Source organism: Aldersonia sp. NBC_00410 (genome assembly GCF_026342035.1).
Taxonomy (GTDB): Bacteria; Actinomycetota; Actinomycetes; order Mycobacteriales; family Mycobacteriaceae; genus Aldersonia.
This window is the reverse complement of the sequence record NZ_JAPENM010000002.1, coordinates 421383-439902: the sequence shown is the minus strand read 5'-3', so window position 1 is coordinate 439902 and position 18520 is coordinate 421383. Positions and strand designations below refer to the sequence as shown.

Here is an 18520-nt window from a genome sequence, read left to right as displayed (position 1 = left end):
CACCGGGTAGCATTCGGCACGCTCGGCGCGCGCTCGCCGGGCATGGGGCGGTAGCTCAGTCGGTTAGAGCCGTGGACTCATAATCCATTGGTCGCGGGTTCGAGCCCCGCCCGCCCCACGGCAGAGTTTTCGACCGCTGTCCGCAGCTACGATCCATCGGCTGTGCCGACTGTCCGGTCGAGAAGATCCCTCGTCATCGATCAGGGCCGCTGACTCCACGAGAACGGCCCGCCCCCGGAGAGGGAACGGGCCGCAGTGGCAGCTGGTCCTGATCCGACTGGGATTTGTACGAACCGAACCCCAGGGGGCCGGCGGGAGTCAGGAATCCCAAAAAGCGGGGTTGCAAAACCAAGGCACTGCCAGTGCCGTCTCCGAGGTCTATGCCAAATGCGAACTTCTTGACCTTCAAGGTTCTCTCCGTCCGGGTTCGGACGGCCTGCCTCTGGGCAGGAGAGCAGGCCGTTACATGATTTGGATACTCGGTGCCCGGGAAACCGGCGCGCGCGGATGCCGCTGCGAAGCTTCCTTGGCCGAGTACGTCCCGACTGGGTCGGCATCCATCGGCCAACCATCGCAAAATGAGTAGGAATCGTTGGGATTCCTCGGCATCACGGACGGACAATACCCGGCGTATTCCGTTGTCGCCCATTGCTGAATGGGTCTCGTTCGAATCGAACGGGAACCGCGTTCGGAAATCCATTGGTCGCGGGTGCGAGCCCCGCCGCCCGACGGCCGCGTCGCTCTCCTCGCGCCAAGGCCATCGCCGAGCGCTCGATCGACTTGTCGCAATCGGATGCGGTGGAGTTTGCTGCTAGGTATGCACTCTGACACCGATCCCAGCCACGACGCCCCGCGCTGGTTCCTCGACGCCATCGCAACGCCGGCAGAGGATGCCGCTGTGAACGTCGGCGAAACGAGGATCGCGGTGCGGTGCTGGGGGCCTGCCGACGCCGAGTCTGCCGTGTTGCTCGTCCACGGCGGAAGCGCGAATTCCCATTGGTGGGACCACGTCGCACCACTGCTCGGCGACGACCGTCAGGTGTTCGCCCTGGACATGTCCGGGCACGGCGACAGTGACCGACGGTCCATCTACTCCCTCGACGACTGGTCGGAGGAGGTCGCGGCGGTGTGCGCGGCTGCCGGTGTGCCGCCGAACCCGATCCTGGTCGGACACAGCATGGGCGGCTGGGTGGCGCTCAACTGCACCATCAACCATCCCGATCTCGTCGGCGGCGTCGTGGTGCTCGATTCTCCGATCCGCGAGTTCAGCCCCGAGGAACAGGCCGCAATCGACAGTCGAGCCTTCGGACCGCTGAAGGTCTATCCGGACCGTGGCGATGCGATCGCACGGTTCCGGCCGGTGCCCAAGCAGGAGAACAATCTGCCGTATGTGCTGTCACATATCGCCGAGACGTCGTTGCGCGAGGTTCCCGGCGGGTGGAGTTGGAAGTTCGACCCGCAGATGTTCGCCCGGAACATGCCGCGGCCGGAGATGCTCAAACGGGTCAATGCCCGGGTGGCGCTGATCCGGTCCCAGTTCGGCCTGGTGACACCCTCCGTCGGCGACCAGATGTACGAGTGGCTCGGTCGGCGCGCGCCGGTATTCGAACTGCCCCTGGCGGGCCATCACCCGATGCTCGATCAGCCGATCCCGCTGATCGCCGCGCTGCGGGCGATTCTCGCCGACTGGGAACACTCCTCGCCGATCACCGCCGCACGCTGAACCGGTGCGCGGGGCTCAGATGCTCTCGGCGAGCCGTTTGAGGTTCGACAACTGGCGCCTGGCCATGACCAGATCGCCGAGACACAAGAACGGTCCGAGCAAGCGCCAACTCGGTTGTGCGACTTTGAGTACGAGCCGGGTCGAACCGTTGCCGTCCGGAACGAGAACGTAGGACAGGACTGCCCCCATGATCGTCGCGGTCAGGTGCCCCCCGGGCACCACCGAGAGGACACGGCCCTGCGGTCGACCGCCTGTTGCCGTGAACGGATCACCCGGCACCGGATCCGGCAGCCGGTGCAACTCGTGTGGTGACCGCCGGCCGAGGTTGTCGATCCAGTCGTAGGAGTACGGCGCGAGCCGCAGTTGCACGATCCACGGCCACACCCGATCGGGCGTGGTGTGGACGGTGACTGCGCGCCACGCCTGCATCACGGGCTTCGGCACGAACTCGTCGCACGGGTACGGCCGGCTCGTTTCGGCGTCCGTCACGCCCCACCGGTCGCCGATCACGGCGATTTCCCGTGCTGCTGCACGGGATTAGCGTAATCCCGGTTCGTTGCCTGTCGGTACGGCAGAGTTGGAAGTATGACGAATCCCAAGCTGCCCAACCCGGCCGAGATCCTCGCCGCAGCACAGGCCGCAGCGCAAGCCGCCGCCGAGGCCGCGCAGGCAGCGGCGGGATCGGCATTCGACTCGGCGGTGCGCCTGCCACCGGCATCCGCCCGACTCGCGGCCGAATTGCCCGATCTCGTGGACAACCTGGCGAGCACGCTGGAACGTCTCAACGACGCCATCGACCGGTGGGAACGCATGATGGTGCTGATGGACCCGATGTTCGGGGCGCTCGACCGGCTCATCCCGCAGCTCGAAGCGCTGGTGTCGGTCGGCGACAATGTTTTCGCCAGGTTGGGGCGGCTGCCCGGCATGGGCACGCTCGGGAAGGTCACCGGCGTCTCGGTGGACAAGGAGAAGGAGAAAGCCGACGAACGGGCGCGCGGCCGAACGAAGGCACGCAAGCAGCAGCCGCCGACGCCCGGTCGGGACCGGCGCTAGGCGGTTGTGAACGGGCCCGGCGAGCATGCCCTGGCGGCTGCGGCGGCCTTGAGCACCATTTCCCGATACTCGTCCTCGGCGACGGAATCGAGCACGATCGCGCCGCCCGCGCCGATATGCCAGCGCCCATTCGCGAGAACCGCGGTGCGGATGACGATGTTGAGGTCCGCCGTTCGATTCAGTCCGAGAAACCCGATCGTGCCCGAATACACGCCGCGCGCTTGGGTTTCCAGCGTGTCGATGATCTCCATCGTGCGCAGCTTGGGTGCGCCGGTCATCGACCCACCGGGGAAGCAGGCCCGCAGACAGTCGATCGCGTCCAGTCCCGGTCGTAGGGTGCCGCGGATGGTGGACACGAGTTGGTGCAGCGTCGCATAGGTTTCGGTGACCATCAGCTCGGGCACGTGCACGGTGCCGACCTCGCACACACGGCCGAGGTCGTTGCGCAGCAGGTCGACGATCATCAGGTTCTCGGCCCGCGTCTTGGGGTCGGCGGCCAGCGCACGTCGGAGTTGGTCGTCCTCGGCCGGGGTGGCGCCGCGCGGTGCGGTGCCTTTGATCGGTTTGCTCTCCACCACGCCGCAGCGATCGAGCTTCAGGAACCGCTCCGGAGAGGAGCAGGCCACCTCGACATCGTCGAACCTGAGGTAGGCGGCATACGGTGCCGGATTGCACCGTCGCAGCGTGCGATAGAAGTCGATACCTGCTTCGGTGGCGTCGACTTGGACGCTGTCGGTCAGGCAGATCTCGTACGATTCGCCGGCCCGCAGCGCGCGATCGCAGTCGGCGATGTCGGCGAGGTAGCGATCGTGCCCACGACGCAGCATCGACTCGACGGCGGCAGTGTCGGAGGAGACGAAGAGCTGCGCCGGGTTCGACCAGTCGGGCACCGATTCGAGGACGACACAGGTTTTTTCGATCCACTCCTGTGCCGAGCCCGTGCTGTCGGCGTCATCGAGGGCGATCAGATACGTCGCGTTGGCAACGTGATCGACGGCGATGAAACGGTCGGTGAAGATCAGGCGGGCGTCGGGGAAATCGGAGCGGAACGTGTTGGGGGAGCCGCAGTCGGCTTTCGTCTCATAGCCGAAATAGCCGACGTAGCCGCCGGTGAAGTCGAACGGCATTGGTGCGCAATCGATGCTGCGTCGGGACAGCTGACCGGAGAGGTAGTCGAAGATTGGCGACGGGACGTCGGTGACGTCGGCGCCGCGGTGCACCCGAACGGTTCCGGTGGTGACGTCGTAGCCGATGACCTCGGCGAGCGGACCGGACGCGTCGCCGAGGAAGGAGAAGCGATCCAGGCCCGGCTCGACATGTTCGCTGTCGAGCCAGAACGCGGTGCGCGACTGTGCATAGAGTCGGTCGAAGGTCGCCTCGGTATCCACGGCGCGGTCGATACGCAGCGTCCGGGCGCGGTAGGTCGTTGTGCCCGTTGCGGCGCGGGTGGGTGCTGCCGTCGCGCGCGTGGACGGTCGAGGCGTGATCGGCCGATGCTGTGCGGCAGTGAATTTCGCGAAGTTGCGGAGCAGCGTCGCGCCGTATTCCGCAGCGACCGACTCGGGATGGAACTGCAACCCCCATTGCGGCCGGTGCCGGTGCCGCACCGCCATCACCACGCCGTCGGGCGTGCGTGCAGTCACGGCCAGATCGGCGGGCAGTGGCTCGATCGCACACAGCGAGTGGTAACGCACCACCGTGAAATCCTGTGGCACACCGTCGAAAAGGCCTTCCTCGTCATGGCGCACGCTGTCCAGGAATCCGTGCCGCGGGGTCGGGGCGGGTCCAATCTCACCGCCGGCATCGAGCACCACGCCCTGATGGCCGAGACAGATTCCGAGCAGCGGGACGCGGGTCTCCCGCACGACACGTGCCGAGATCCCGAAGTCGCGGCGGCGGTCGGGGCGGCCGGGACCCGGAGCGATCACCACGTTGTCGAACGAGTCGAAATCGAGCCCGGCGCAGGCCGACTCCTCGTCGTTGCGCAGCACGACGGGCTCGACTCCGTTCACCACGCTGATCAGCTGAAACAGGTTGTAGGTGAACGAGTCGTAGTTGTCGATCAGCAGGGTCCGCATCGTCGAGAAAGATTACGCTTCGGGCGCCTCACCTGCGCCAACCGCGGGGATGGGGCGTTGCGGTGAGGGCGCTCACGCGTGTGCGGCACAATCGCGCCATGTCAACGCAGCAGCAGCCCGACGGTGTCGATCGGGAACTCGTCGATTTCGCGGTTGTCGCCGAATGGATGGATCGGCAAGGCCTGCCCGGAGGCCGGATCGAGAACGTGGCGCCGATCGGTGGCGGTACGCAGAACGTGCTGATGCGGTTCTCCCGCGGTGGCGAAGAGTTCGTGTTGCGGCGACCGCCGCGCCACCAGCGTCCGAAGAGCAATGAGGTGCTGCGTCGGGAGGCGCGTCTGCTCGCCGCGCTGGCGGACACGAACGTGCCGACCCCCGAACTGGTTGCGGCCTGCCCCGACGAAGCGGTGCTCGGCGGAGCGGTCTTCTACCTGATGCGGCCGATCGACGGCTTCAATCCGGGGGTCGAGTTGCCGGAGCTGCACACCGGTGACGCGAGTATTCGGTACCGGATGGGACTGTCGGCGGCCAAGGCGCTCGCCGATCTCGGATCGGTCGACTACGAGGCGGTCGGCCTCGGCGACTACGGCAACAAGCCGGAGAGCTTTCTCGATCGGCAGGTGTCGCGGTGGCTCGGCGAGCTGGAGACCTACACGCGCAACGAGGGATACCCGGGCCCCGATATCCCGGGAATCGATGCGCTCACCGACTGGCTGGAGCGCAACCGGCCGGCGGATTGGCGTCCGGGCATCATGCACGGGGACTGCCACATGTCGAACACGATGTACCGCTACGACGGCCCGGAGCTCGCCGCCTACGTCGACTGGGAAATGTCGACGATCGGCGACCCTCTGCTCGATCTCGGTTGGTTGCTCGCGACGTGGCCCAATGGCACAGCCCTCGACGGACTCGCCGGCGCCTATGCCGCACATGGTGGCCTTGCGACAGCGGAGGAGCTCATCGCGCACTACGCCGCCCACTCGGACCGTGATCTGAGCGCCATCGATTGGTACGTGGTGCTGGCGTGCTTCAAGTTGGGCATCGTCCTGGAGGGCACCCATGCGCGTGCGTTCGCCGGCAAGGCGCCGAAAGAGGTGGGCGATCGGCTGCACGAGCTGACCCTGCTGTTGTTCGAGCGTGCCCGCGGATTGATCGCCTGAGCAGGTAAAACGTACTCCCGCCTCGCCTAGCTACCGGGTGGTACTAGAACGTGTTTCAGTTCTGTCGTAGTGTGTTCAATCACAAGCGGTACGACGGAAGGCGAGAACGAGATGAAGACCAAGGGCGCCATTCTCTGGGGTGTCGGTGAGGACTGGAAGATCGAGGACATCGAGATCGGCGATCCCGTTGCCGGTGAAGTCCAGATCCAGCTCGAGGTGGCCGGGATGTGCCACTCGGACCACCACATCGTCACGGGTGCTACCCCGATGCCGTCCTACCCGGTGATCGGCGGTCACGAGGGCGCCGGCGTCATCACCAAGGTTGGTCCCGAGGTCCACGATCTCGAGGTCGGCGACCATGTCGTGCTGTCCTTCGTGCCGTCGTGTGGCCGCTGTCCGGCCTGCGTCTCGGGCAACATGGCGCTGTGCGATCTGGGCGCCGGGCTGCTCTCCGGCCAAGCCATCAGCGACGGCACCTTCCGGATCCAGTCCAAGGGTGAGAACGTCATCCCGATGTGCCTCCTCGGCACCTTCTCGCCGTACATGACGGTGCACCAGAGCTCGGTCGTGAAGATTGACAAGAGCATCCCGTTCGAGGTCGCTGCGCTCGTCGGCTGCGGTGTGCCGACCGGATTCGGATCGTCGACGCATGTCGCCGACGTCAAGGCCGGCGACACCGTCGCGATCATGGGTGTCGGTGGTGTCGGCATGAGCGCGCTGCAGGGCGCGGTCGTCTCCGGCGCGCGCCGCGTGATCGCCATCGATCCGGTGGAGTTCAAGCGCGAGCAGGCCATCAAGTTTGGTGCGACGCACACCTACGCCTCCGCTCAGGAAGCCATGGGCGGCATGTTCGAGCTCACCGAGGGCCGGATGGCCGACAAGACCATCATCACCGTCGGCGAGATGAAGGGTGAGTACGTCGAAGAGGCGCTCACGCTCACCGGCAAGGGCGGCACCGTCGTTGTCACGGCCATGGGTCACATGCTCGACTTCGACGTGAAGATGAACTGCTTCCTGCTCTCGATGTTGCAGAAGACCGTCAAGGGCTGCATCTTCGGTGGCGGTAACGCGCGTCAGGACATCCCGTTCCTGCTCGAGCTGTACAAGTCGGGTCAGCTCAACCTCGATGACATGGTCACCCGGAGCTACTCGCTCGAAGAGGTCAACCAGGGCTACAAGGACATGCTCGAGGGCCGCAACATCCGCGGCATCATCAAGTACTCCGACGCGGATCGGTAGCCCACCGCGCTCCTGATTCGATGGGGAGGCGGTAACTTGGCGCGGGTGGAGAGCCTCGAGCTGGTGCGGACGTGGCCGGTGGACAACGTTGCCGCGGCGGTGGTGACTCCGGACGGGCGCCACGGCAGCGTCGGGGACACGGAACGCGTGTTTGCGCTGGCGTCGGTAACCAAGCTGCTCGTCGCCTACGGCGCGCTGATTGCCGTTGAGGAAGGTGCAATCGACCTCGACCAGCCGGCAGGGCCGGACGGTTCGACGGTGCGGCACCTGCTCGCACACACTTCCGGGCTCGCCTTCGACGAGCGGCGGGTGCTTGCCGGGCCCGGCACCCGACGCATCTATTCGAGTGCCGGGTTCGAGATGCTCGCCGAGCTGATCGGCGAAGAGAGCGGGATCGCGTTTCCCGACTATCTGCGCGAAGCGGTTTTCGAGCCGCTGGACATGACCAGTTCCGCGCTGACCGGCAGCGCCGGGCACGGTGCCGAATCCAGTGTGGCCGACCTCGCGCGGTTCGCGGCCGAACTGCTCACCCCGACGCTGCTCGACCCCCAAACGCTCGCCGACGCGACCACCGTGCAGTTTCCCGGACTGCCCGGGGTGCTGCCCGGCTATGGATCGCAGCGCCCCAACGACTGGGGTCTCGGCTTCGAGTTGCGCGACGGCAAATCGCCGCACTGGACCGGCAGCCACAATTCGCCGAAGACCTACGGGCATTTCGGTCAGGCCGGGACCTTCCTCTGGGTCGACGCGACGTTGGCCGGCGCTTGCGTCGTGCTCACCGACCGGGCATTCGGGGACTGGGCGAAACCGCTGTGGCCCGAGCTCTCCGACCGGGTGGTCGACGAAATCGGCGACTGACATTCCCGATTTCTCCGCTGGGGTGGCGCAACAGGGGTAACACGGGGCACACTGGTTATCAGTAGCACCTATCACCTGGTCCGACGCAGGCCGTTGGGGAAGACGTCCCTTGTCGACCGGAGGTGTTGTAGGTGCGCGCATTGAATCAGTTCGCCGATGCGACGACTGGAGTGGTGTACATCCACTCCTCTCCGGCTGCGCTATGCCCACACGTGGAGTGGGCACTCGCCTCGACGCTCGAGTCACCGGCCAACCTCAGGTGGACGAGTCAGCCGGCATCCGATGGGTTACTTCGTGCCACTACCGAGTGGGTCGGCCCGGTCGGTACGGCCGCGCGTCTGGCCAACGTCCTGCGGTCCTGGACGATGTTGCGTTTCGAGGTCACCGAGGATCCGAGCGAGGGCGTGGACGGCGAGCGCTTCAGCTTCGTTCCCGGTCTCGGCCTGTGGCGCGGATCGACCAGTGCGAACGGTGACGTCGTGGTGGGGGAGATGCGGCTGCGCGCGATGCTCGAGGGCGGCGGCGAGCGGCTCGCGGTCGAATTGGACACCGCGCTCGGCACGGCCTGGGACGAGGCGCTCGAACCGTTCCGCAGTGGCGGCGAAGGTGCCGAAGTCACCTGGTTGCGCCGCAACGTGGGGTGACTGTTACGTTCCGGCTCGTTTGAGTTCGGTCGCCGGGGGGCACTCGCCGGGGTGTGAGTGACAACACAGCAGACCAAGCCGACGCAGAGAAGCAACCGTCCGAGCCGTCGGACCAAGACGTCGAAGACGCCAAGAAGAAGATGGCCGAGATCGACGAGCGCTACGACCCTGGCAAACGGCACACCACGATCGTGCCGGGCACCAACGGAACGGTGACCGGTACCGCGTTCGCGGACCTCGTCGATGAATCCGAGGACGACTTCGTCGGCGCAGGACACAGCACCGGCGCGAAGACGGGCGACGGCCGTCAGGACACCGCCGACGAAGCCGAGCAGAGCAAAGCCCGAGACTCGTAACCGAGCCCCCGGCCTTCGCGTAGGAAGTTCCGCCGGCTACAGCGGAATGTTCTTGTGTTGCCCCCGGCGCTGCGGTGCGGCCGCCAATGCTGCCGTGATCGTGCTCCGGGTGCGCTTCGGGTCGATGATGTCGTCCACCACGCCGATCGACATCGCACGCCCGACTCCGCCCGCGATTGCCTCGTGCTCGGCCGCCAGACGGTCGTGCAGGGCCTCGCGCTCCTCGTCCGGGGCGGCGGCGAGGGCGCGCTTGTGCAGGATGCCCACGGCGGCGCGAGCGCCCATCACGGCGACCTCGGCCTCCGGCCAGGCATAGACGGCCGTCGCGCCCAAGGCGCGCGCATTCATCGCAATGTAGGCGCCGCCATAGATCTTGCGGGTGACCAGCGTGACGCGGGGGACCGTCGCCTCGGCAAACGCGTGCAGCAGCTTCGCGCCGCGGCGGACCACGCCGTCCCATTCCTGGCTGACACCGGGCAGGTAACCGGGCACGTCGACCACGACGACGAGCGGCACACCGAACGCGTCGCACATCCGGACGAAGCGGGCGGCCTTCTCGGCGCTCTCGGAGTTGAGGCAGCCGCCGAGCCGGAGCGGGTTGTTCGCGATAACGCCGACGGTGCGGCCGCCCATCCGGCCGATTCCGACGACGATGCTGCGAGCCCAGTTTGCCTGCAGCTCCTCGAAGCTGGATTCGCCGTCGACGTTGTCGAGTAGTTCGTGCACGATCGGCTTCACGTCGTAGGCGCGCTTGGCCGACTCGGGCATCATCGCCCGCAGGTCGGTGTCACCGTGCTCGGCTGCGACCTGATCGAAGCTGCCCTGATCGGACAGCATCGACACCAGTCGCCGCGCGCGGTGCATGGCGTCGGCCTCGTCGTTGGCGGCGATATGCGCGACGCCGGACTTCTTGGTGTGGGTGGCGGGTCCGCCGAGGGACTCCATGTCCACCTGCTCGCCCGTCACACTTCGGACGACGTCCGGTCCGGTGACGAACACGCGGCCCTCGGGGGCCATGATCACGATGTCGGTGAGTGCGGGACCGTATGCTGCGCCGCCGGCCGCGAAGCCGAGCACTACGGAGATCTGCGGAACGAGGCCCGACGCGCGGACCATCGCCTCGAACACCAGTCCAACGGCGTGCAGCGCCTCGACGCCCTCGGCGAGCCGAGCACCGCCGGAGTGCCAGAGGCCGACGACGGGGATCCGGTGGTCTATGGCCGTGTCGATGGCGTCCACGATGCGCTTGCAGCCATCGACGCCCATCGCGCCGCCCATGACCGTCGCATCGGAGCAGAACGCGACCGTGCGGCAGCCGTCGACCTCACCGACCGCAGCGAGTACGCCGGACTTATCCCGGGGGTGCAGTAGCTTGGCCGTCCCGGCGTCGAAGAACCGCTCGAGCCGGTCGTGGGGATCCCGCGGATCGACGGCTGTTTCGCTCTTGTGAGTTGGGGCCAAGATCGTCATGGTGTCTCCTCGCCGGCCAGGCTGCACGGGCCTGAAGTGAATGCCCGTCGCGGGCTGGTGCGGTGGCCGTCCGGTTGGGTGCCCAACCCCCGGAACGGGTGGGGTGAGTGGGCCGCAGTTGCCTGCGGCCCACTCGACCGTTCTGGCGCCGGGTCAGACCCGACCAAAAGCGAGAGCAACATTGTGTCCGCCGAAGCCGAACGAGTTATTGATCGCGTACTCGATCTCGCCGCGGCGGGGTTCGCCGTGCACCACGTCGAGGTCGATTTCGGGATCCAGGTTCTCGAGATTCAGCGTCGGAGGAACGACGCCGTCGCGGATGCTCAACACCGTGAGCACCGACTCCAGTGCACCCACGGCGCCGATCGAGTGACCGAGTGCCGACTTCGGTGCGTAGACCGACGGATGGTTCCCGACGGCCTTGGTGATCGCCTTCGCCTCCGCGGTGTCCCCGATCGGGGTTGCCGTGGCGTGCGCGTTGACATGGGTGATGTCTGCCTTGGTCAGACCAGCTGTCTGCATCGCCCGTGCCATTGCACGCGCCGCTCCCGTTCCTTCCGGATCGGGCGCGACGAGGTGGAAACCGTCGGAAGTGATGCCGGCCCCGAGCAGGCGTGCAATGGGCTGCGCACCACGAGCCTTGGCGTGCTCTTCGGTCTCGATGACCACGAGCGCGCCCGCCTCACCGAAGACGAATCCGTCGCGATCCCTATCGAAGGGCCGCGAGGCACCCCTCGGGTCGTCGTTGCGGGTGCTCATCGCACGCATCATTGCGAACGCCGCGATGGGCACCGCATCGATATGTCCCTCGACACCGCCGGTGACGACCATGTCCGCATCGCCCATCACGATCATTCGCCAGGCGTGGGCGAGTGCCTCCGAACCGGACGAACATGCAGAAACCGGGGTGATGACACCGGCCCGCGCCTGCAGTTCGAGCCCGACGACAGCCGACGGTCCATTCGGCATAATCATCTGGACCGCGAGCGGCGACACCTTGCGGTAACCGCCGTTCTTGAGCTTGTCGACGGAATCGATCAGCGCGTCGCCGCCGCCGAGCCCGGTGCCGATCGCGACCGCGAGACGGTCCTTGTCGACATCGGGACTACCGGCGTTCTTCCAGACTTCGCGTCCGAGGATCGTCGACAGCTGTTCGACATAGGCGAGCCGGCGCAGTTCCACGCGGCTGAGGAGGGTATCCGGTTTGACCTTCAGCTGACCGCCGATCCGCACCGGAAGGTCGTACTCGTCGACGAACGGCTCATCGAGAACATCGATGCCGCTCTCACCGTTGAGCAGGTTCTTCCAGGTCGTCTCGGCGTCACCCGCGAGCGACGTGGTCGCAGCAAGTGCCGTCACCACGACATTGGGAAAATTCCCATTCTTGGTGGAAGGTCCCGTCACGACGGCCTCACTCGTCCTTTGCGTCGAACTTCGCGCGGATGGCGTCGGCGGCGTCGGCGTTCTCCGCCTCGAGCTTCTGGATGTAACCGACGGCGTCGCCGACGGTGCGCAGTCCGGCAAGATCCTCGTCCGGGATCTTCACGCCGTACTTGTCCTCGGTCTGCACGGCGATCTCGACCATGGACAGCGAATCGATATCGAGGTCGTCCACGAAGGACTTCTCGATGGTCACCTCGGACGGCTCAATGCCGGTGACCTCCTCGATGATCTCCGCGAGACCGGCAATGATTTCTTCCTGGGTGGCGGCCACTGTGGTGGCTCCCTTCTTCTTGTGGGTGAAAACTTCGAGCTTTTCAGCGGTGACACGTCGTGTCGTTTCGAGCTGACACATCGTGTCGGGTTCATGGCCCGGTGAACACGGTGCGACGTTCGGCCACGGGAGGCGAACCTATCCGAGTCCTCCGTGCTCGCCGATTGCCGGGATGTCCCCGGGGGTCTTGAGTGCAACGGTCGGTGTGCCGCGAAGCTCGCGCTTCGCAATACCGACGAGCGTGCCTGCGGGCGGAAGCTCGACGATCGCCGAAACTTGCGCGGACCGCATCGATGCGGTGCACAGGTCCCAGCGCACCGGGCGCGTCACCTGTGCAGCCATCTTCTCGATGGCGTCGGCGCCGGAGGTGACCGGCTGACCGTCGTAGTTGGACAGCAGCGTACGCGTGGGCTCCGATGGGGTGATCTCGGCGACCGCGGCGGTGACTGCATCCTGGGCCGGTGCCATGAACGCGGTGTGGAACGCGCCGGCGACCGGAAGTGCCCGGACCCGCGCCTTCTCGGGCGGATTGGCGGCCAGCTCGGCGAGCGCATCGAGCCGACCGGCCGCGACGATCTGACCGGCGGCGTTGCGATTCGCCGGCACCAGGCCCAACTCGTCGAGACGTGCGAGCACCGCCTCCTCGTCGCCGCCGAGCAATGCAGACATTCCGGTCGGCTCCAGTGCGCACGCCCTGGCCATCTCGGCACCGCGGATGGCGGCGAGGTTGACGGCGTCGTCGGCGGAGATAACCCCGGCCACGGCAGCGGCCGCGAGTTCACCGACCGAGTGCCCGGCCACGACCGCGTCCGCAGGCGCAACCCCGGACTGCTCCAGTTCCACCCAGGCGAGGAGAGCGGCCGCGACGACGAGCGGCTGCGTGACGGCAGTGTCGGTGATCTCCTCATCGGAGGCGGTGGTGCCGAGTCGTTCCAGATCGAGTCCGGACGCCTTGGACCACAGATTCACTCGGTCTCGCGCGCCCGCGAGCTCCAACCAAGGAATCAGCATCCCGGACGTCTGGGCACCCTGGCCGGGCGCAAGCAGCGCAATCACAACTCCAGGGAACACGTTGGCGGCGTTCTATGGACGTGTCGTTGGGGATGAAGCTTTCCGGGCAGATTTGTGAGGTTCCCACAAACCTGCAGGAATCTGCCCGCAATCGGGCGAGTGGCACTCATTGTTACCGCTGTTGGGTGTATCTGGTTCCTATGTGGCTGATGTTGCATTGGTGAGTGATTCGTTACCCTTTTGTGTCAGTCGACCAAGTGTGGCAGCAATTCGGAGCACGTACGCGTCCCGAGGTTTCGTCGGATCGCGGCCGGTCACTTCCGTGATTCGTTTGAGTCGGTATCGAACCGTATTTGGATGGACAAACAGCTGTCGCGCGCAAGTTTCGACCGCGCCACCAGAGTCCAGATAGGCGTCGAGGGTGTCGGTCAGTGCCGGTCCCGCCGCGGCCAGCGGTTGCACGAGCAGCTCGTTGAGTGCCGCCAATGCGGCCGTATCGCCGAGCAGTGCCCGCTCGGGAAGCAGTTCGATCGCATGTACCGGCCGCGGTGCCCCGCGCCAGCCGACCACCGCCTCCATGCCCGCGAGGGCCTCGACGGCGCTCGCATGCGCGGCGCCGAGGACCGGCATGGTCGGGCCGATTACGACCGGCCCATCGGAGAACGCTTCGATCAGTTCCGCCATGAACGCGGTGCTTGCGGGATCTCCCGAGATGCTGCCACTGATCACCGTCACCAGCCGCGAACCCTGGACCACGGCAAGTGCTGCCCGCCCGTGCCGTTGGGCGATGGTGTGCACCGCCCCCATCACCGACACGCCCTCGTCGGCGGGCGGCGTGCCGACCAGAACAGTAGCGGGTGCCGTGGCGTCCCAATTGAGTGTCGCGGCGCGGGAAAGCATGTCCGAACCGGTATCGCCCCGCACCACCGCATCGACCACGAGGGCCTCGAGCCTGGTGTCCCAGGCGCCCCGCGATTCGGCGGCCGCCGCATAGACCGACGCAGCGGCGAAGCCGAGTTCCCTGCCGTACCGCAGCACGGCTTCGGTCAGGGCTACCAGTTGACGCTCGTTGCGGGCCAGCGCGGGCAGCCACTGCTCGAAGAACTCCATCGCGACCCGGACCATATCGACGGTCTGGCTCAACGTCAGCCGGCGCGCCAGATCCTGCGGCACGAGCTGGAAGGCATCGAGGCTGAACCGGATATCGCTAGCCGGGTTCTGCAACCACTCCAGGAAGTTGACGACCGCGGTCTGCACGATCATGTGGACACTCGCGCGCTGATCCGCGTCGAGCCCGGAGAAGAAGTCGAGCCGGTCCTGCATGGACGCGACCGCCTCGGTCGACAGTCGCCCAGAGAACTGCTTGACCCGTCGGAGCAGCGTGTCCGGGAGCGGGTCGCGCACCTGCTTCACCGCGGCGAGCGCACCTGTCGGGAGATAGACCTCTCGCTCCGTGGTGGTGGGGGTGACCGGACGCGGCGGGCGCGGTTTGCTCTCGGGTATCACTCCTACAGTCTCCCGTCATACGCCGACCGCGAACCGTTGCGTCCAGCGTCCCTGCTTCCCGGCCGGGTTCATTGTGGACCGTGCCACGGTGTATCGGGGTTCTTTCCCCGATACACCGCTTCCGGCGGGTCGGTCAGGCGACGCCGGGATCGGACGTCTGTTCGGGTGCGGCAAGCACGTCGTCGATGCCGTACTTCTGCGCCGCCTCGACCGCTCGGGCCCGGTCGATCGATCCCTCCCGCGCGAGCGCCGACAACACCGCCACCACGATCGAATGCGAATCGATGTTGAACACGCGGCGCGCCGCGGTCCGGGTGTCGGAGAACCCGAATCCATCCGCGCCGAGCGTCGTGTAGTCGCCCGGTACCCACTGGCGAATCTGGTCGGGAACTGCGCGCATCCAATCCGACGCCGCGACGAACGGGCCGACCGCACCGGATAGCGCCCGCGTCACGAACGGCACCGGAGCGTCGTTGCCGGGGTCGAGCAGTGCTCGCTGCTGCGATTGCACCCCATCGCGGCGCAGCTCACCCCACGAGGTCACCGACCACACGTCGGCGTGCACATCCCATTCCGCTCCGAGCATCTCCTGTGCCTTCAGCGCATCGGGCATGGTGACGCCGGAGGCGAGGATCTGTGCGCGCGGCGAACCCTCGGACCCGCGTTTGAAGAGGTAGATGCCCTTGAGCAGACCCTCCACATCGAGGTCGTCCGGCTCGCCCGGCTGGTGGTAGGGCTCGTTGTAGAGGGTGATGTAGTAGAAAACGTTCTCGCCGCCGAACCCGTCCTCGTTCGGCGTGCCACCGTACATCCGGCGCAACCCGTCCCTGACGATGTGCGCGATCTCATAGGCGAAGGCCGGGTCGTAGGCCACCGCCGCCGGGTTCGTCGAGGCGAGCAGCATCGAGTGGCCGTCGGCGTGCTGCAGGCCCTCGCCGGTCAGCGTGGTGCGACCGGCGGTCGCACCGAGGACGAATCCGCGTGCCATCTGATCCGCTGCCGCCCACAGCCCGTCGCCGGTGCGCTGGAAGCCGAACATCGAATAGAAGATGTAGACGGGGATCATCGGTTCGCCGTGCGTCGAGTACGAGGTGCCGACCGCGGTGAACGATGCCGTCGAACCGGCCTCGTTGATGCCCTCGTGCAGAATCTGCCCGATCGCGCTCTCCTTGTAGGCGAGCATCAGCTGGGCGTCCACCGAGGTGTAGAGCTGCCCGTTGCGGTTGTAGATCTTCAACGACGGGAACCACGAGTCCATCCCGAAGGTGCGGGCCTCGTCCGGGATGATCGGCACGATCCGGTTGCCGATCTCCTTGTCGCGCAGCAGTTCCTTGAACACCCGCACGAGCGCCATCGTGGTGGCGATCTCCTGCTTGCCCGAACCCTTCTTGAATGCCTTGTAGGCGTCGTCGCCGGGGAGTTTGAGCGGCTTGGTGTCGGTGCGGCGCTCGGGCAGGAACCCGCCGAGTGCCTTACGCCGCTCGAGTAGGTATTTGATCTCGTCGGAGTCGTCGCCCGGGTGGTAGTACGGCGGCAGGTACGGATCGCGCTCGAGTTCGGCGTCGCTGACGGGGATCCGCTCGCGATCGCGGAACGCCTTGAGGTCGTCGAGGGTCAGCTTCTTCATCTGGTGCGTGGCATTGCGGCCCTCGAAGTGCGGACCGAGGGTGTAACCCTTGATGGTCTTGGCGAGGATCACCGTCGGCTGGCCCTTGTGCGCCATTGCCGCTGCGTAGGCCGCGTAGACCTTGCGGTAGTCGTGCCCGCCGCGCTTGAGATTCCAGATGTCCTCGTCGGACAGGTCCGCGACGAGTTCCTTGGTGCGCGGATCGCGTCCGAAGAAGTGTTCGCGCACGAATCCGCCGTCGTTGGCCTTGTAGGTCTGGTAGTCGCCGTCCGGGGTGCTGTTCATCAGGTTGACCAGCGCACCATCGCGGTCGGCCTTGAGCAGGGCATCCCACTCCCGGCCCCAGACCACCTTGATGACATTCCAGCCGGCGCCGCGGAAGAACGACTCGAGTTCCTGGATGATCTTGCCGTTGCCGCGCACCGGCCCGTCGAGGCGCTGCAGGTTGCAGTTCACCACGAAGGTCAGGTTGTCCAGGCCCTCCGTGGCCGCGACGTGCGCGAGGCCGCGCGATTCCGGCTCGTCCATCTCGCCGTCGCCCAGGAACGCCCACACATGCTGGTCGCTGGTGTCCTTGATGCCGCGATCGTGGAGGTAATGATTGAACCGCGCCTGGTAGATCGCGTTCATCGGGCCGAGGCCCATCGAGACCGTGGGGAACTCCCAGAAGTCGGGCAGCAGCCGCGGATGCGGGTAGGACGGCAGCCCACCGCCCTTGTTCTCGTGGCTGTACTCCTGGCGGAAGCCGTCGAGCTGGGAGGCCGGGATGCGGCCCTCCAAGTACGCCCGTGCGTAGATGCCGGGGGAGGCGTGGCCCTGGATGAAGATCTGGTCCCCGCCGCCGGGATGGTCCTTACCGCGGAAGAAGTGGTTGAAGCCGACCTCGTACAGCGCGGCCGACGAGGCGTAGGTGGAGATGTGGCCGCCGACGCCGACGCCCGGCCGCTGTGCGCGATGCACCATGATCGCGGCGTTCCAACGGATGTAGGCGCGGAACCGGCGCTCCACCTCCTCGTCGCCCGGGAAGAACGGTTCGTTTTCGGTCGGGATCGTGTTGACGTAGTCGGTGGAGGTGAGCGCGGGTATCGAGACGTGGCGCTCGCCGGCGCGTTCGAGCATGCGCAGCATGAGATAGCGCGCGCGGGTCGGTCCGGCGTTCTCGAGCATCGCATCGAACGAGTCGAGCCACTCGGTGGTTTCGTCGGGATCGGTGTCGGTCAGATACGACGCGACGCCTTCCCGGATCAGCCGAACACGTTCGCCGGAATCGCTACCGTGGCCGTTCGTCGACCCCTGTGGGGGGCTTGCCGGGGTAGCACTCGAGGACGAATCGTGGATCAGGTCGGACAACGTCTGACGCTCCTTGTGGTTGGTTGCACGCGAGGTGTGCGTGTCTTCCCCAGCGGACCCGTCCGGGGGTGTGGGCGGCCCGCACGCCGAACGGCGCGCACCCCATCCTTCCCCATCGAGCAACGAAGGTCACCTGCTCACGAGGATTATTGGCTGAGTCACATTCGCGAATTCTGGCCAATCAGCTTGCGCTTGCGCCGCCAACAATGTTCGCTAGCACTACATTGCACCCACAACGCTAGGAGGGAACCACCGTGGTCGCCGCGGCGGATGCGCAGAATTTCGCTCAGCAGCTCGGTATTTCGCACGGCATGGTGGTTCAGGAGCTCGGTTGGGACGATGACACCGACGACGATCTGCGGGCCGACGTCGAGGAGGTCATCGGAGACGAGCTACTCGACGAGGACTCCGACGAGGTCATCGACGTTGTGCTGCTGTGGTGGCGCGACGGAGACGGTGACCTGGTCGACGCCTTGATGGATGCCATCGGGCCACTTTCCGACGAGGGCTTCGTCTGGGTGCTGACCCCGAAGACCGGCAAGCCCGGACACGTCGAACCCAGTGAAATCGCCGAGTCGGCGCCGACCGCAGGCCTCACGCAGACTTCGGCGGTCAAGCTCGGCGCGTGGACTGGCAGCCGGCTGGTACAGCCCAAGGCGCGAGCCCCCAAGCAGCGCTGATCGAGCGGGCCCGGCCCGCTGGTACGCATATCCCCATCGACGAACAGAGGA

The 18520-nt window shown here is 66.4% G+C and carries 16 protein-coding genes and 1 tRNA gene; 9 read left to right on the top strand and 8 right to left on the bottom strand.

Going from position 1 to position 18520, the window contains the following annotated elements:
• The first annotated feature begins 44 nt into the window (after nt 1–44).
• Nucleotides 45–118 (top strand) — tRNA-Ile (locus tag OG921_RS05760).
• Nucleotides 119–817: 699 nt separating this feature from the next.
• Nucleotides 818–1723 (top strand): alpha/beta fold hydrolase, encoded by a 906-nt coding sequence (locus tag OG921_RS05755; protein ID WP_266111396.1) that lies wholly within the window; start codon nt 818–820, stop codon nt 1721–1723.
• A 15-nt stretch (nt 1724–1738) separates the two neighbouring features.
• On the opposite strand, the gene OG921_RS05750 is transcribed toward OG921_RS05755, so the two are convergent.
• Entirely contained in the window at nt 1739–2233 is a 495-nt protein-coding gene (locus tag OG921_RS05750) for a polyketide cyclase (RefSeq protein WP_266111395.1), read from the bottom strand.
• A gap of 75 nt (nt 2234–2308) precedes the next feature.
• On the opposite strand from OG921_RS05750, the gene OG921_RS05745 reads away from it, so the two are divergent.
• A complete protein-coding gene (locus OG921_RS05745) occupies nt 2309–2776 on the top strand; it encodes a hypothetical protein (protein WP_266111394.1) in 468 nt (155 codons plus the stop codon).
• On the opposite strand, the gene pabB is transcribed toward OG921_RS05745, so the two are convergent.
• Complete coding sequence (pabB, locus tag OG921_RS05740; RefSeq protein ID WP_266111393.1) at nt 2773–4854, bottom strand: aminodeoxychorismate synthase component I; 2082 nt, start codon at nt 4852–4854, stop codon at nt 2773–2775. The genes OG921_RS05745 and pabB overlap by 4 nt on opposite strands.
• Nucleotides 4855–4952: 98 nt before the next feature.
• Between pabB and OG921_RS05735 the strand changes: the two genes are divergently transcribed.
• The 5 genes from OG921_RS05735 (at nt 4953) to OG921_RS05715 (ending at nt 9111) form a co-directional block, all read left to right on the top strand.
• The gene (locus tag OG921_RS05735; RefSeq protein ID WP_266111392.1) at nt 4953–6014 is read left to right on the top strand and encodes a phosphotransferase family protein; all 1062 of its coding nucleotides are present in this window, start codon (nt 4953–4955) and stop codon (nt 6012–6014) included.
• A 111-nt stretch (nt 6015–6125) separates the two neighbouring features.
• Complete coding sequence (locus OG921_RS05730; protein ID WP_266111391.1) at nt 6126–7253, top strand: NDMA-dependent alcohol dehydrogenase; 1128 nt, start codon at nt 6126–6128, stop codon at nt 7251–7253.
• A gap of 45 nt (nt 7254–7298) precedes the next feature.
• Complete coding sequence (locus OG921_RS05725) at nt 7299–8111, top strand: serine hydrolase (protein WP_266111390.1); 813 nt, start codon at nt 7299–7301, stop codon at nt 8109–8111.
• A 131-nt stretch (nt 8112–8242) separates the two neighbouring features.
• A complete protein-coding gene (locus OG921_RS05720; protein WP_266111389.1) occupies nt 8243–8755 on the top strand; it encodes a DUF3145 domain-containing protein in 513 nt (170 codons plus the stop codon).
• Nucleotides 8756–8808: 53 nt separating this feature from the next.
• On the top strand, nt 8809–9111 hold the full coding sequence (locus OG921_RS05715; RefSeq protein ID WP_266111388.1) for a hypothetical protein: 303 nt from the start codon (nt 8809–8811) through the stop codon (nt 9109–9111).
• 36 nt (nt 9112–9147) lie between these two features.
• Here OG921_RS05715 and OG921_RS05710 read toward each other — a convergent pair whose 3' ends face one another.
• From OG921_RS05710 to aceE, 6 genes are all read right to left on the bottom strand, one after another.
• Nucleotides 9148–10581, bottom strand: coding sequence for an acyl-CoA carboxylase subunit beta (locus OG921_RS05710; RefSeq protein WP_266111387.1), 1434 nt, complete (start codon nt 10579–10581; stop codon nt 9148–9150).
• 153 nt (nt 10582–10734) lie between these two features.
• Nucleotides 10735–11985: a KasA/KasB family beta-ketoacyl-ACP synthase gene (locus OG921_RS05705; protein ID WP_266111386.1), complete on the bottom strand. Its 1251-nt coding sequence runs from the start codon at nt 11983–11985 to the stop codon at nt 10735–10737.
• Nucleotides 11986–11992: 7 nt separating this feature from the next.
• A complete protein-coding gene (acpM, locus tag OG921_RS05700) occupies nt 11993–12295 on the bottom strand; it encodes a meromycolate extension acyl carrier protein AcpM (RefSeq protein WP_266111634.1) in 303 nt (100 codons plus the stop codon).
• Between the two features lie 138 nt (nt 12296–12433).
• Nucleotides 12434–13351 (bottom strand): ACP S-malonyltransferase, encoded by a 918-nt coding sequence (locus tag OG921_RS05695; RefSeq protein ID WP_266111385.1) that lies wholly within the window; start codon nt 13349–13351, stop codon nt 12434–12436.
• A 153-nt stretch (nt 13352–13504) separates the two neighbouring features.
• Nucleotides 13505–14719 (bottom strand): CdaR family transcriptional regulator, encoded by a 1215-nt coding sequence (locus tag OG921_RS05690; RefSeq protein ID WP_266111633.1) that lies wholly within the window; start codon nt 14717–14719, stop codon nt 13505–13507.
• Between the two features lie 226 nt (nt 14720–14945).
• Entirely contained in the window at nt 14946–17789 is a 2844-nt protein-coding gene (gene aceE / locus OG921_RS05685; protein WP_266111384.1) for a pyruvate dehydrogenase (acetyl-transferring), homodimeric type, read from the bottom strand.
• A 254-nt stretch (nt 17790–18043) separates the two neighbouring features.
• Between aceE and OG921_RS05680 the strand changes: the two genes are divergently transcribed.
• Entirely contained in the window at nt 18044–18469 is a 426-nt protein-coding gene (locus OG921_RS05680) for a DUF3052 domain-containing protein (RefSeq protein ID WP_266111383.1), read from the top strand.
• The last annotated feature ends 51 nt before the right edge of the window (nt 18470–18520 follow it).

Coding starts and splice junctions, on each gene's coding strand:
- OG921_RS05755 (WP_266111396.1), top strand. CDS start 818: ATGCACTCTGACACCGATCCCAGCCACGACGCCCCGCGCTGGTTCCTC.
- OG921_RS05735 (WP_266111392.1), top strand. CDS start 4,953: ATGTCAACGCAGCAGCAGCCCGACGGTGTCGATCGGGAACTCGTCGAT.
- OG921_RS05710 (WP_266111387.1), bottom strand. CDS start 10,581: ATGACGATCTTGGCCCCAACTCACAAGAGCGAAACAGCCGTCGATCCG.
- OG921_RS05745 (WP_266111394.1), top strand. CDS start 2,309: ATGACGAATCCCAAGCTGCCCAACCCGGCCGAGATCCTCGCCGCAGCA.
- pabB (WP_266111393.1), bottom strand. CDS start 4,854: ATGCGGACCCTGCTGATCGACAACTACGACTCGTTCACCTACAACCTG.
- OG921_RS05730 (WP_266111391.1), top strand. CDS start 6,126: ATGAAGACCAAGGGCGCCATTCTCTGGGGTGTCGGTGAGGACTGGAAG.